Consider the following 14,093-nt stretch of genomic DNA (forward strand, 5'->3'; position numbering starts at 1 on the left):
TTCCGACGGTATTGATGACGGCAATGTCCAAACCGCGCGCATTAAAAACGCCCTGAATCATCAGGGCTGAGTTTTGGCTGAGGGGCATAGAGTGACAAGCTAGCGGTCGATCTACTTCGCGCTCGAAGAGCAGGCCAACCGGTATTGCTCGTAGTTCAAACCTTCAACCTTTTCCGGCAGCTTGTACGGCACGGGGCAGCTTTTGCCCTGCCACTTGATGGTGATGACACCGTGGTCTTTGGTCACCAGCGCCAGGGCTTTGCCCGTCGGATCGGACAATGCCAGTTGTTTGCCGTCGCTATCCAACAGCACGGCGCCGAATGGAATTGCCTGTCCGTTGGCGTCGTACAGCTCGAACTGGACGCGTCTGCCTTTGCTGCCTTCGAATCGCGCGAGAACCACCGAACCGCGTCTTGGCACCAGTTGCTGAGTGGCATTGTCCAGCTCGATCTCACCACCCAGGTTACGCGTGTCCAGCGTCACCCAGTTCACGCGATACGGTTGCGCGTTAGGCAAAACCGCGTAGCCGTTCAGGCCGGTTTTCACGCCTGAATAGCTGCTGACTTCGACGCCCGACATGCCGGGCACTTCCACCAGGCCGAACGTTTCGCCGACGGTCTGGCCCATATTGATGCCGCCTGCATGGGCCACCAGCGATCCGGCGGCACTCAGGTTCTGTGATTCATAACCGTTGCCCCGGTTGTAACCCAGGCTCAGGTCGCCCATCGATGTGCGGGTACTCAGGCTCAGCGAGCCAGAACGATCGCCCTGGACACTGCGCCCGGTCTGCACCGAGTAGTAGGTGTCGCTGTCCTCGGTCAGATAACCGTTGATCCCGGCTTGGGTGCTGGTCCCTGTATTTTGATGGTTGCTGGAAATGTAGGCACGCGGTGCGCGAGGCGTCGATCCGAGCGGGAAGGAAATCGAAACACTCAGTTGTGTGTCGTTGTTGGTCTCACCGCGCGCGCCGAATTCCTGGGTTTTGCTCAGGCTGATGTTGTAGTTCAGGTCGCGCCAGTTGTTGTTGTAACCGGCGGAAAAGCTCCGCGAGCCGCCGCGATCCCAATAGCGCTGGTCACTGGCGTTCAAGTACAACGAGCCGAACTGGCGTGCTTCGCCCAAGGTCTGGTTGACCGTAAGATCGGTGCGGGTTTTGGAATTACCCAGGCGTCGGGTTGCGCCGGCGCTGGTGTCCTGCACATGGTCGGTCAGCGTGCGGTAACCCTCGGTCGAATAACGATAGGCGGCGAGGGTGAAGCTGGTATCGGTGCCGGTGAAGGTCTTTGCATAGAGCGCGCGTATGCTGCTGCCCTGGGTGGTTTTGCCAAAGGCCTTGCTGGACGATTGCGTGACGTCCAGGGACATCGCGCCAATCGAGGTATTCTTCGCCGCGCCGAATGAGAGCGCCTTGAAACCATTGCTGGCCTGAAGGCCGGCAATGCCTGTCAGGTTGCTGGTCAAGCCATAGGCGAACGTGCCGCTGAGGAAGGCCGGCTTGTCGTAGCCCTCGCTGTTGTTATTGAATTTGCCGCTCGACAGGCTGTACTTCAACTGTCCCTCACGCACCATCGTCGGCAGGGCGGAGAATGCCTGGCGGGTGACCTTGCGCCGTCCATCCGCTTCAACAATGGTGATCTCCAGATCGCCGTTGGAGCCCGATGGATAGATATCACTGATCTCGAACGGGCCCGGCGGCACGTTGGTGGTGTAGAGAATGTAGTTATCCTGGCGGACCTCGATCGTTGCATTGGTTTCAGCCACGCCACGAATGATCGGCGCATAGCCGCGCTCACTGTCTGCGCGCATGCCCTCATCAGAGGCCACCTTGACGCCTTGATAGCGCACGCTGTCGAACAGATCCGAATCGGAAAAGATTTCACCCGCACTCAGTTGCCCCTTGATCGCCGTGAGGTCGCGCTGGATGAAGGTACGGTTGCTGACGAACCGATTGGGCCGGCCGGTGGCGCTGCTCAGGTTGGACTCGTTGCGCAAACGCCAGGCGCCCAGGTTTATGCCATTGCGCAGCCCGAGGTTATTGGAGATTTGCGTCGAGTAATCGGTTTTGCTGCGGGTGCTGCTCAACTGATAGTTGATGAAGCCGGCGGCCACGCCTTCGTCCCAAAGCTCAGGATCGACATAACCACGCATGCCACGAGCCATCGCCACCTGCGGCACGCTGATATTGAGGCGCAGGCGGTTGGCGTCAAAACTGAGACTGGCTTGCTCGATCATCGCGGGCAGGTCGTAGTGATCGGCAGGGTGTTGCTCGTCAACCAGACCTTGCTCACGCAGTTTGCGCATGTCCACACCCAGCTGCTGTAACAGTTCCAGGGTGATGCGCGGTTCGACTTTGCCGTTGACCGGGTTGGCCGCAAAATCAACGTCGCGTCGACCGACCAGCGTGCCGTTGCTGTAAACGTCAACGCGATATTGGCCCGGCAGTACGCTGTTGGCATTCAACAAGGGTTGCAGATCGACCGCCGATGAGCCTTCAAGGAACAGCGTGTTGAAAGATTCACTCGCCACTGCGGCCGGGGCTTCGGCACCCACGGCAAATCCACAAATGGCCATGTTGATTGCAAAGCACAATGGATGCAGGCAGCCCAACGCCGTTTTGTTTTTCTGACGCGCAACGTGATGCTTAACACAACTTGGAGATGTGTGGTGTTGGGAGGAAAACATGCAATTTGCCTTATCAGTCCGTGTTGCTTCAACCGGAGTCCGGAACTTGTGAATAGCTTGTAAGTTGGCAGGGTAGGGCGGGGAAGTTACTGCGCGGAGGCATCTTTCACGCGCTCGGCATGACTTTCGGTGGCGCTCAGTGGTGCGTCAAATCTTTGTTGTGCGCCGTAGTCGTTAATGGCTGAAAAACTCAAGCGCGAAGAACCGGCTGGCAACTCTTTCAGATTGAACGAACGGACTTCGCCGGGAACGATCATTGTCGAATCAATTACCAGCTCCGCTTTTTTTCCAGCAGCGATTTTCAGATCTGCCAGCGATACGTGGTAATTGCTCTGGTTTTTTACTTGCAGCATCGACTTGCCAGCCTGTGTAACCAACTGCCATGCAAGTTGCTCCGGCGCCTTTGCGGCGTCACCGGCGAGTCCGTCCGGGCGGAAGAAAACCTTGATGCGCTGACGCACCGCCAGTTGCAGCGTATTGACATCGGCAGCACTGGCCTGGGGGATTTCCTGCACGTTCAGCCACACCACTGACTCTTTGTCCGCAGGCATGCCGCGGCCCTCATAAAGTATCCTCAGCAGTTGCTGTTGATTGGGCTCGAGTTTGGCCAGCGGTGGGGTTACCGCGAAAGGCGGCGCGCTGCCAGCGGCGTCGCCGGCGTCCAGCCACGATTGCGCCAGAATGGTTTGCCCGCCATTGCGCACGGTGACGTTCGCTTCTTTGTGCGCGCCATCGAAAATGATCCGGGTGGAACTCAAGGAAATGCTGGCGAATGCCGAGTGCGTCATCAACACTCCGGCAAGTCCCAGGCAAAGCGGAAAATAGCGACTTAACATAGTGTTCACCGATTAATTCAGGCTGGGAAGGACAGGGCACAGCGGCCCCGTCCAGGTATTGCGCGCTGCTTATTCGTATTCGAGAACGAACGGCAGAGTGGCGTTACCGGTACCTGCAGTAGCAGCGGTCTTGTCGCCGGTGGTGACGTAAGCGGCTGCGAACGACAGGGTGCCGTCGCCGCCAGTGGTGCCGTCGCCAGTCAGGCTGGTCTGCACTTTGGCGGTGGCTTCGGAGCTCAGATCGATCAACTGGCCATTGCTGTCCAGCAGCGCGATACCGACGCCTTTGGCCGCATCGGTACCTTGCAGCTTGAGAACTTTCTTGCCATCAACCAGGCCCGAACCGCCATTGACGGTTGGTTTGAACAGCATCGAAACCTTGGTGCCGGCGTTGCAGTTCACTTTCAGGTTGAAATCGTTGGCAGCCACACGACCGGCGCCCGGGGCAGAGTCGGTGCCCATGTCCTTGATCGAAACGCTGCCCATGTCCACGGCAATCATCTTGTCGTTACCCGAAGCGCCGTCTACCGAGCAGGCGTCGTTATTGATAACGCCGGTGAAGCTGATTTGACCGCTGCCGCCCTTGACAGCTTTGGCGGCTTCTTCTTCAGCCACTGCGCCAGTGGAGGCAGCCAGTACGGAAAGAGTGAGTACTGCGAAAGCGAACTTTTTCATGTTTATATCCGAAGTTATTGTGAAGTGCTGCATTGAAATGCCAGGCCATCTTAGGTCTGTGTTAGTTGTAAGTCTTTGAGATTTGTCTTAAAGCTCGGCAAGTGCGAGCAAGTCAGCACTATCGCAAGTGCGCAGCTATATTTGCGGTCAATGGTGTGGCGAACTAAATGAGACAATTCTCAAAGTCGTGCAGTTTGTGTCTGGTTAGTATTCGCGGGTGCAGAAATTCTCAGTCAATGCAAAGTTTGTGAGCGGGCGTCCTGCTTGAAAGATGATTCAGACTTTCCACTATTAATGGCTGATAGAAAGAGGTTCCGGGTTTGTGAACACGCTTCGTTTATTGGTATTGGAAGATCACGCCTTCCAGCGCACGGCGGCGGTCAGTGCGCTTAATAGCCTGGGTTACAAAAATATCTTTCAGGCGGCTGACGGCAAGGATGCGCTGGCCGTGATCTCCCAGGCAGGGGGCGTGGACGTTGCGTTGTGTGACCTGAGCATGGCCGGGATGGATGGTTTGACGTTTTTGCGCCTGGCGAGAGAGGCCGGATTGATTCGCGCAGTGATCATCTGCAGTTCACTGCCTGAAGACCTGTTGCGCACGGTTGACCGGATCGTCACGTTGCAGGGCCTGGAATTGCTCGGCAGTGTCGGCAAGCCGTTGATGGTCGATGTGCTGGCGCCGTTGTTGGCTCGCTACCGGCCGCACACTCAGGTCGATGCCAAAGTGGCGGAAAGTCAGCTCGATCAGCCTTCGGAGAGCGAAGTGCTTGAAGCCATTCGCCGGCAGGAATTTCGCGCGTACTTCCAGCCCAAGTTTCATCTGCGCAGTGGTGAGGTGGATGGCGCCGAAGTGCTGGTGCGCTGGCAGAGCCCCAGTCGCGGATTGCTTTCGCCGGGTATGTTCTTGCCAACGATCGAGCGTTGCGGGCTGCTCGATGAAATGTTTTTCAGCCTGCTCACGCAAGGACTGAGTCTGCAGCGCTTCGTGCAGTCTCACGGCAAGCCGTTCAAGCTGGCGTTCAATCTTGACGTCACGCAGATGGCCAACCCGAACCTTGTCGACCGGATCAAGGCGCTGCTGCGCATCCACGGCGCCTCGCCAGCCGGGCTCATATTCGAGCTGACGGAAACCGGTCTGCTGCAGATGCCCGAGATCAGCATGGAAAACATGGTGCGCCTGCGCATGCTGGGTTTCAGCCTGGCGATCGATGATTTCGGTGTCGGCTATTCTTCGCTGGAGCGCCTGTGTCAGATGCCGTTCAACGAAATCAAACTCGACGCCGGTTTCGTGCAGAATTTCCAGCAGGCGCGCTACAGCGCGGTCATCCACGGTGCGCTGGCCCTGGCGCGCGAGCTGGACATGCGGGTGGTGGCTGAAGGCATCGAAACCGCCGATCAGGTTCACCACCTGGCGCGGCTGGGTTGTCAGTGGGGGCAGGGCTTCTTTTATGCTCGACCCATGAACTGGGCCCATCTGGTCGATTGGCGCTTCGAGGGGCAAAAGTCGTCCTGGCGCCGCGCCATAGGCACGTCTGATCGCTGATGCGAGCGGGCAGTCTGACTTTTGGGACAAAGCCCTATTTCGTCGCGCCTGCAAAACACTCATGATGTGCCGAGAAATCAATCAGATGCACCTGAATGCTTCGGTAATGCCCGGGATTTGCTGCGGTTGCCAAGTGCTGATGGTTCTCCAACCCTCCTCATCATGGAGCTGTTCATGCATTGGTCAGTCGTGAATCCGTTACGCGTTGCCATCCTTGATGATCACTCGCTCATACGTCTGGCGATGAAATCGCGGCTGACGCGCGAAGCCGAGTTCAGTGTCGTGGGTGTGTACGGGAGCAGCGCGCAGTTGCTCGCCGGGTTGCGCGAGATCGAAATCGACCTGCTGATACTCGACTACAAGCTGCACGATGGGGAGCTGGACGGGCTTAATCTGATCCGCCTGCTGCGCAAGCAATATCCGGGCATGCGCATCCTTGTCTCATCTTCCGAAGAACGCCCGGCGGTGGTGAACATGGCGATCGGGGCGGGCGTCAGCGGATTCTTCGGCAAGTCGCAGTCGGTCGATGACCTGATCACCGCCATCCGCAGTGCTGCGTCCGGGCAGTTGTACCTGTCGCCGGAAATGGCCTTCGAGCTCGATGTGCTGCCTGCGTCGGTCGATGAACCTGCCGGTGCCAATGACGACGGCGCGGCGCACAGCGACGATTTCCTCAGCAATCCTCTGCTGTCACCGAAAGAGAAAGAAGTCTTGCGCTGCTGCCTGGAGGGAATGGGAGTGACGCAGATCGCTTTGAAGTTCTCGCGCAGTCGCAAAACCATCAGCGGGCAAAAACAGGCCGCTTTCAAAAAGCTTGGCATTCGTGGTGATGCAGAGCTGTTCAAGTTGCAGCACAGCCTGACGGCGGACAACCAGGGATAACTCGCTTATGTTTCATCTGTTGCGCGGTGTTTTGCTAGCCAGTGTGCTTTTCGTGTTCGGTAGCGGGTTGTTGTGGGCAGCAGAGCCGCGCACTCTGCAGGTGTTCGGTCGATCGGACTGCAAGGAGCTGCAGCTCGATCTGGCCAATGAAGACTGGAGTTGGCTGCGGCAGAAGCGCAGTCTGGTGCTGGGCTCGGCGCTTCCGGATTTCCCGCCCTATGTCATGACCGCCAGCGGTACACGTTACGAGGGGATTGCCGCCGACATCGCCTGCATTATCGGCCAGGCCTTGCACGTCGAAGTTACCGTCAAGGCTTATCCCGACCGTCGCGACGCCATGGCGGCGCTCGAGCGTGGCGACATCGACATGTTGGGCAGCTCCAACAGTTTCGAGTTGATCGATGGCCTCGTCACGCTCAGCAAACCTTATGTCGAAGACGTGCCGGCGATGTTCATGCGCGGCGATGATCGGCGACCGATGCCGGCCAATCTGGCCGGTTTGCGTATTGCGGTTGCCGACGATTACCTGCCTTCCAGTCAATTGCACGGGTTGTATCCCAACGCCGAGTTCGTGCTTTTTCCATCGAACGAGCTCGCACTGGCTGCGCTGGCCTTTGGCAAAGTCGATCTGTTCCTGGGCGACACGGTGTCCAGCAATTATCTGATCAACCTCAACTACTTCAACTATGTGCGTCTGCACTCTTTCGTCAAAACCCAAACCAGCGGTTTCAGCTTTGCCTTGCGCCGAGGTAATGATCAACTGCTGCGTCTGATCGACTCGGTCATCGAGTCGATGGGTGAGGGGAAGATAGGCGAGATCACCAAGCGCTGGTCCGGCGGCGGCGGGGCGCTGACACCCAAACGTATTGACCTGACACCCGGCGAGGCACGCTGGCTTGAGCTGCACCCGGTGGCGCGGTTTGTGATCAATGACGATCAGGCACCGTTTGCGTTCTTTGATGGCGATGGCAATTTTGGCGGGATCGGCGCTGATCTGTTGGAGCTGATTCAGCGCCGCACCGGTTTGCAGATCGATGTAGAACGCACTGACAGTTTTTCCAGCCTGAGCACGCGTCTGCTTGATGGCAGCGCCGATATCTCGCTGCTGACGCCAACCGTCTCGCGTGAAGTCGGCATGCGTTTCACTCATCCGTTTCTCGCCAGTCCCTTCGTGATCGTCACTACCAAGGATGCAGGCGCGCCTTCAAGCCTGCAGGAACTGCGCGGCAAGCGTGTCGCGGTTCCCGAAAGCTCGGCGGAGCGCGAGCTGCTCAAGGATTATCCCGACATCGAGATCGTCGACAACGAAACAGTGCTGGGCGCGCTGGCTGACGTGAAAGACGGGCGGGCAGACGCGATGATTACCACGTTGCACAGTGCGCGTTATTACATCGCTCACATTTATAGCGACAGTTTGCGCATCTCCAACATCGTCGGCATGAACAAAGGGTTCCTCGCCTTTGCCGCCCGGCGCGCCGATACCGAACTGGTCAGCATTCTGAACAAGGCGCTGCTGAGCATTCCGCCAGACGAGCTGGACGTGATCCTCAACCGTTGGCGTCCCATCGCAGCGTTCTCGGGACTGTCGTGGCGCGACTACAAGGCGTTGATCTACCAGATCAGCGCTGGCGCCTTCCTGATTATCCTGGGATCGCTGGCGTGGAATTTCTATATCCGCCGGCAGATCCGCGAACGCAGTCGTGCAGAGCGTTTGCTTGGCGATCAGCTGAAGTTCATGGGGGCGCTGATCAACGGCACGCCGCATCCCATTTACGTTCGTGATCGGGAAGGTCGACTTGTCACCTGCAATAACAACTATCTGCAAACCTTTGGCCTGATAGAAAAGGATGTGATCGGCAAGACCGTGCTCGAAAGCGGCAAGCGCAATCGTCAGGAGGCGTTGCAATTTCACGACGACTACCTGCGCGTCATCGAACAGGATGAACCTTACGAGGTGGATCGCACGCTGCATGTCGGTGATACACGGCTGATCATTTACCACTGGATCCAGCCTTATCACGACACCGCGGGTGAGGTCAGGGGCGTGATCTGCGGCTGGATCGACATCAGCGAACGGCGCGAACTGATCGAGGAATTGCGTGCGGCGAAAGAGCTGGCTGACGAGTCGAGCCGCGCCAAAACCACGTTCCTGGCGACCATGAGCCACGAGATCCGTACGCCAATGAGTGCCGTGATCGGCATGCTCGAACTCACCCTCAAGCGTGCCGAGCAGGGCCACTTCGATCGACCGGCGATTGAAGTGGCGTACGATTCGGCGAAAGGTCTGCTGGAACTGATCGGCGATATCCTCGACGTGGTACGCATCGAGTCCGGCCATGTCAGCCTTTCGCCAAAACGTGCCAACCTGCGCGAATTGGTCGAATCCGTGGCGCGGGTGTTCGACGGGTTGGCCAGGCAAAAGAGCCTGGTATTGAAGCTCGATATTGATGCCAATGTCGGCTGTGACGTGCTGGTTGATCCGATGCGCTTTCAGCAGGTGCTCTCAAACCTCGTGGGTAACGCGATCAAGTTTACCGACACCGGTCATGTCAGCGTCTCGATTCGTGGTCAACGCCTCGCTGACGAGCGTTTGCAGGTCGACCTCAAAGTCGAGGACACCGGCATCGGCATTTCCAGCGCCGATCTGCAGAACCTGTTCCAGCCGTTTTCGCAAGCCAATCACGGCCCCTCGAACAGGGGCGGCACCGGTCTGGGGCTGGCCATCTCACGTTCGTTGTGCGAATTGATGGGCGGGCGGCTGAATATCACCAGTACGCTGGGCAAAGGCACCTGCCTGGAAGTGTCGCTGTTCTTCAACATTCTCAGCCCGCTCGGCGGCAAGGTGCTGCCTGTTTCGGTTATTCAGGACAAACCGGTCCCGACCCTGCGGATTCTGGTAGTGGATGACCAGAGCGCAAACCGCTTGTTGCTGACGCAGCAGCTCAGCTTTCTTGGCCAGGCAGTGCGTGATGCTGCCGATGGTGCCCAGGCCTTGGCATTGTGGCGCTCGGAGCCGTTCGACATTGTGATCACCGACTGCAACATGCCGGTCATGAACGGCTATGAGCTGGCCCGCACCATTCGCCAGGATGAGCGCGACAGTGGTGGCGCACCGTGCATTGTGCTGGGCTTTACAGCCAACGCGCAGCCGGAAGAAAAAGTGAAATGCCGAGAGGCGGGCATGGATGATTGTCTGTTCAAGCCGATCAGCCTCAGCACCTTGTCTACCATGCTTGCCGGCTGGGAAAAAAATCTTGAACCCGAGCCGGTTGAAAGTCCGCCTGCGGCGACTGTCAAGGAGCTGGGTTCGATCCGCGAGCGTCTTGACGAGCTCACCGGCGGCGACCTCGACATGATGAAAGAATTACTGCGCGAGGCACTGTCGAGTTGCGAAAAGGATCTGGAGGAGTTGCATTCGCTGATTCCCGAAAGCGATCCCGGGCTGTTGGCTGACCTGGCGCACAGAATCAAGGGCGCGGCGCGCATTGTGGCCGAACATCAGGTCATCGAGGCGTGTAACGAGCTTGAGGCCGAGTGCGAAGCGCCGGTCATCGATCCATTGGATATCAATCGCAGCGCGCTGAAGCTGGAGCACGCACAGGCTGATCTGATCAAGAAAATCAAACGGGTCGAGCTGTAACCGTATCGAGGCAGGGCCATGCTGACTGGCCTTGCATGGAAGCGGACGTTAAAGATCATTTTGCAACGGGCGATACCTTGGTTAATAACCATGGAGTTTCGCGATGATCATTCGACGTCCTTTATTGATTGCCTGTCTTTGCCTGCTCGGTGTCGACACCGTCACCGCGGCCCAGTCTGCACCCGTCAGCGGGGTGATTCGCTTCAGCGGACAGATTGTCGAGACGAGTTGCATGGCGAGTGGCAGCAGCCATTTTTCTGTCGAGCTGCTTGACTGCCCGCAGGCAAGCACCGGGCAGATCTTCACGGTGAAAAACGTCAGTGCGGCAGGGCGGGGTGAGCCGCGCCAGCAAGTGTTCGTGAAAATGATTGCCGATACCCATGAACAGGAAAAATACTACGACCAGCGTCTGCTACTGACAGACAACAAGGGCCACCAGATAACGACCGGTAATTACGTCGTGACGATGACGCTGCCTTGATGGCTTGGAAAGAATGAATCTGCGCCCCTTGTTTCAAGGTTACTGACAAAAAGGGGCGTCACTAATGAGAATTGTCTGGTTCGTGCAGAACCGTCCCGCGCTTCAGGCTCGCCGCCGCCCTCCCGCGTCACAGAATCCCTCCCTCAACACCACTTGAACCAGGCCGCGCCAACGTTAGCGTGAGCTGTCATCAAGGTGTGGGTTACGTTAAGCGATCCCCCTCGCTATTTTGAGACAAGTCTCATATCAGACAGATTGGCCCTTGGTTATTTTCTTGAAAGGAAGAATGGAGCTGCCAAAGGTGTCCGATGTTTCTTGAAAATAACCGAAGTCGATCCTTGCGGATCCTGATCGCCGACAGCGACGTGCGCAGAGGCCAGTCGATCGAACAGCAGTTCAACACGCTGGGCTGTCTCAGCGTGTTGAACGTGTGTACTTATCGCGACCTGAGAATACTGACGTATTACTGCCCCCAACGGTTGAGCCTGGTCGTCGTCAATGCTGAGCTGCTCAGCGAGATGGCAATGGATCCGCTGGATTTTTTCGGGGAAAACCCGCTGATTCGTCATCTGCTGATTTTCAACCCCAGTGATGATCATCAGTGGTCGAAGACCTTCTTCAACCCGCATCCGCAACGCTGGATGCGCCTGGTCTCGAAAATCAACCTGCCGCGCCTGGCGGATTTTCTGATGCTGGCCGATCCGGCGCTCAAGGAACTTGCGGAGCCGGCCTCGCCCGACTCCACGCTCTCTTCGTGCGCGAACCGCTAGCTGCTGCACCTTCCCGCGATGATCCATGTTCGCGCTGAGGCGTTATTGCCCAGCGCCTGCTGCGCTGCCCACTCGTTTGCCCCATTGTCTTGAATACACTCTAAGGTAAGGCATCATGCTGCTTCGTAAACTCAATCTCGCGCCGCGTTCGGCGCTGTGTTTCGGCTTGTTCTGTCTCATGATTATCGCGATCGGACTGATCGCCCTGCAGCAAGTCGACTTGCTCAACAAGGCCGAAACGTACGTTGAGACCACGATCGTGCCGAGCATCAAACTGCTCGGCCAACTGGATCGTGAGTTCATCGAAATCAAGGGTAATAACGCCCGCTTGCGCAATCCCATCGAAACCCCCGAGCGCAAGGCGCAGGCGCTGATGGACATTCAGCAGTCCCGTCAGCTGATCAAGAAACATCAGCGAGCGCTCATTGATCTGCTGGCCACCGACGCTGGGCGCGAGGCGTTCGAGGAGTTTGCCAAAGCGCAAAAGGTCAATGATCTTGCGCAGGACCAGTACCTCGAAACAGTGGCGAGCGGGCAGCTCGAGGCGGCCATCGCGCTGTCCAAGAATCAGATGCGTGTTGCCTCGGACGGTGTACAGGTCGCGCTCAAGAAGCTGATCGCGCTGAACGAGATCCAAGCCTATGAGGCGGGCAAGCAGGCCGACAATGTCTACGAACACACGCTGTTGATCGTCAGTGTGTTCATCATCATTGCCATCGGTGCTTCGTTGGCCCTGGCCGTGTTGTATACCCGCAGCCTAACGGTGCCGATTGCAGGCTCGCTGAGGGTGGCGGAATGCATCGCCGCCAACGATCTGAGCGAAACCATTGCGCTCGATGGCTCCGATGAGGCGGCGCAGATGCTGTCGTCGCTGGCGGCGATGCAGGCCAGTCTGCGCGATGCGCTGATCATGATCCGCGATTCGTCCACCCAATTGGCTGAAACCTCGGAGGTCATGCACGGCGTTACGGAAGATATCTCGCGTATCACTCAGCGTCAGAGCCATGAAATCGAAATGGCTGCCACTGCCGTGACTGAAATGAGCGCAGCGGTGGAGCAGGTGGCGGACAACGCCGCATCGACCTCGCAGTTGACCTCGGAATCAAGTGCGGCAGCCATTGCCGGTCGAAGCCAGGTCAGCGACACGGTAGCCGCCATCAATCTGATGGTGTCCAGCGTGCATAGCACTTCTGCTGAAGTCCAGGCGCTTTCCACCATGGCGAGTGATATCAGCAGCGTGCTGGACGTTATCCGAGAGGTTGCCGAACAAACCAACCTGCTCGCCTTGAACGCGGCCATCGAAGCGGCGCGGGCGGGGGAAGCGGGCCGCGGTTTTGCCGTGGTTGCCGATGAGGTGAGAGGCCTGGCGCAGCGTACTCAGAAATCGACCGAGGACATCGAGTCCATGGTCAGCTCCATTCAGTCGGGCACCAGCCGCGCAGTTACGTCCATGAGCCACACCCGCGCTCAGGCTGAGAGAACGCTCGAAATGGCCAATATCGCCGGAGAAGTGCTGACCGATATCACTGGCTCGCTGAATCTCATCAACGAACGAAACCTGCTGATGGCGACCGCTGCCGAAGAGCAGGCTCAGGTTGCGCGTGAAGTCGACCGCAGCCTGATCAGCATTCGTGACCTGTCCTGTGAAACCGCAGAAGGATCGAAACAGACGGCTGTTGCATCGGCGGAGCTCTCGCAGTTAGCGGCGTCGCTGAACAAATTGACCAAGGAATTCAAGCTCTGACTGTGAGGGTAAAGCCCTGGTTGCCAGGGCTTTTTAATCAGTGCTTGATCGGTGAAGTGAGGTCTTGCGCATCCGGTTCATCATTTTGAGCTGGCGATGCGGTTTGTGCTGTCAGCTGTTCAATGCAGGTGGCGAGTTGTTTTTCATAGCTTTCAAGCACTGCTTCGGCTTCAGCTTCGCGCTCATCCCGCAGACGAAAGAAGTCGTCGCGACTGAGCTGGTCTGCTACGAGTCGGATATTTTGCTCGATGATCGCGCAGAGTGAGTCTTCGTCCTCTAACGCAGCGCTGGTTTGGGCTGCGCGTTGAGTGTTTTCGAGTTCGGTCTTTGCCGCCTCGGCGGCCTTCGCTTGTTCCTTCGCGGTAAGCAAATCGGTTTCCAGAGCCTGCTTCTGTTCCGCCAGACGCTTGAGTTCCACGCTCATTGACTGGATGGTATCGGTGCGCTGCGTGAGCTGGATCTCCTGCTGTTGCACTACGGCCTTCAGTGGAAACAAATTGTTGAGCTCATAACCGGCGACGACGGTCATGGCGATCAGCGCCAGTGCCAGGATCGTCAGGCAGTAGAGGGCGGCGTTGCTCTGGGGTTTCGGGCTATTGAGGGTATCTAGGGCTCTCACGGAATCGGTTCTCCTATCAAGAACAGTCAGTGTAATGGCCGAGTGTCACTGTGCCTTTAAGACGAGTCTTAAATTGGGCTTTAGTTATTTGCGCTGCGAAAGTGTGATACTAAACAGCGTTTCTGTTTGTAGACTTTTCAGGTTTGGCAGGGTGGTTATTAATCTATGAGAATTGTCTTGTTATTGAATAAATAAATTTTTGCTCAAGTGTTCTTTTTTTA

Annotated in this window: 10 protein-coding genes; 6 read left to right on the forward strand and 4 right to left on the reverse strand. The window is 57.4% G+C overall.

All coding sequences use genetic code 11. The features are described 5' to 3' along the window. Positions 1-111 precede the first annotated feature (111 nt). The 3 genes from DCO47_RS02355 to DCO47_RS02365 all read right to left on the reverse strand — a co-directional run bounded on the left by DCO47_RS02355 (position 112) and on the right by DCO47_RS02365 (position 4,193). Positions 112-2,571: a fimbria/pilus outer membrane usher protein gene (locus DCO47_RS02355; RefSeq protein ID WP_256590072.1), complete on the reverse strand. Its 2,460-nt coding sequence runs from the start codon at positions 2,569-2,571 to the stop codon at positions 112-114. Between the two features lie 197 nt (positions 2,572-2,768). Then, positions 2,769-3,518: a molecular chaperone gene (locus tag DCO47_RS02360; RefSeq protein ID WP_064361721.1), complete on the reverse strand. Its 750-nt coding sequence runs from the start codon at positions 3,516-3,518 to the stop codon at positions 2,769-2,771. Positions 3,519-3,587: 69 nt separating this feature from the next. Further along, positions 3,588-4,193 carry a fimbrial protein gene (locus tag DCO47_RS02365; RefSeq protein ID WP_083352866.1) on the reverse strand — a complete coding sequence of 202 codons (606 nt, stop codon included), beginning with the start codon at positions 4,191-4,193 and terminating at the stop codon, positions 3,588-3,590. Positions 4,194-4,515: 322 nt separating this feature from the next. Here DCO47_RS02365 and DCO47_RS02370 point away from each other — a divergent pair, with 322 nt between their 5' ends. The 6 genes from DCO47_RS02370 (at position 4,516) to DCO47_RS02395 (ending at position 13,253) form a co-directional block, all read left to right on the forward strand. After that, positions 4,516-5,736, forward strand: a complete 1,221-nt coding sequence (locus DCO47_RS02370) for an EAL domain-containing protein (protein WP_042609797.1) — start codon at positions 4,516-4,518, stop codon at positions 5,734-5,736. A gap of 174 nt (positions 5,737-5,910) precedes the next feature. Continuing rightward, on the forward strand, positions 5,911-6,618 hold the full coding sequence (locus tag DCO47_RS02375) for a response regulator transcription factor (RefSeq protein ID WP_042609798.1): 708 nt from the start codon (positions 5,911-5,913) through the stop codon (positions 6,616-6,618). A gap of 7 nt (positions 6,619-6,625) precedes the next feature. Next, positions 6,626-10,258: a transporter substrate-binding domain-containing protein gene (locus DCO47_RS02380; RefSeq protein WP_064361720.1), complete on the forward strand. Its 3,633-nt coding sequence runs from the start codon at positions 6,626-6,628 to the stop codon at positions 10,256-10,258. Between the two features lie 103 nt (positions 10,259-10,361). After that, positions 10,362-10,739, forward strand: a complete 378-nt coding sequence (locus tag DCO47_RS02385; RefSeq protein WP_064361719.1) for a type 1 fimbrial protein — start codon at positions 10,362-10,364, stop codon at positions 10,737-10,739. Positions 10,740-11,077: 338 nt separating this feature from the next. Further along, entirely contained in the window at positions 11,078-11,509 is a 432-nt protein-coding gene (locus DCO47_RS02390; protein WP_133247386.1) for a hypothetical protein, read from the forward strand. A 115-nt stretch (positions 11,510-11,624) separates the two neighbouring features. After that, the gene (locus tag DCO47_RS02395) at positions 11,625-13,253 is read left to right on the forward strand and encodes a methyl-accepting chemotaxis protein (RefSeq protein ID WP_064361718.1); all 1,629 of its coding nucleotides are present in this window, start codon (positions 11,625-11,627) and stop codon (positions 13,251-13,253) included. A gap of 37 nt (positions 13,254-13,290) precedes the next feature. On the opposite strand, the gene DCO47_RS02400 is transcribed toward DCO47_RS02395, so the two are convergent. Beyond that, on the reverse strand, positions 13,291-13,872 hold the full coding sequence (locus tag DCO47_RS02400; RefSeq protein ID WP_064361717.1) for a hypothetical protein: 582 nt from the start codon (positions 13,870-13,872) through the stop codon (positions 13,291-13,293). Positions 13,873-14,093: the final 221 nt, after the last annotated feature.

Origin of the sequence: Pseudomonas sp. NDM (assembly GCF_003105095.1) — a bacterium.
Classification (GTDB): Bacteria; Pseudomonadota; Gammaproteobacteria; order Pseudomonadales; family Pseudomonadaceae; genus Aquipseudomonas; species Aquipseudomonas moraviensis_A.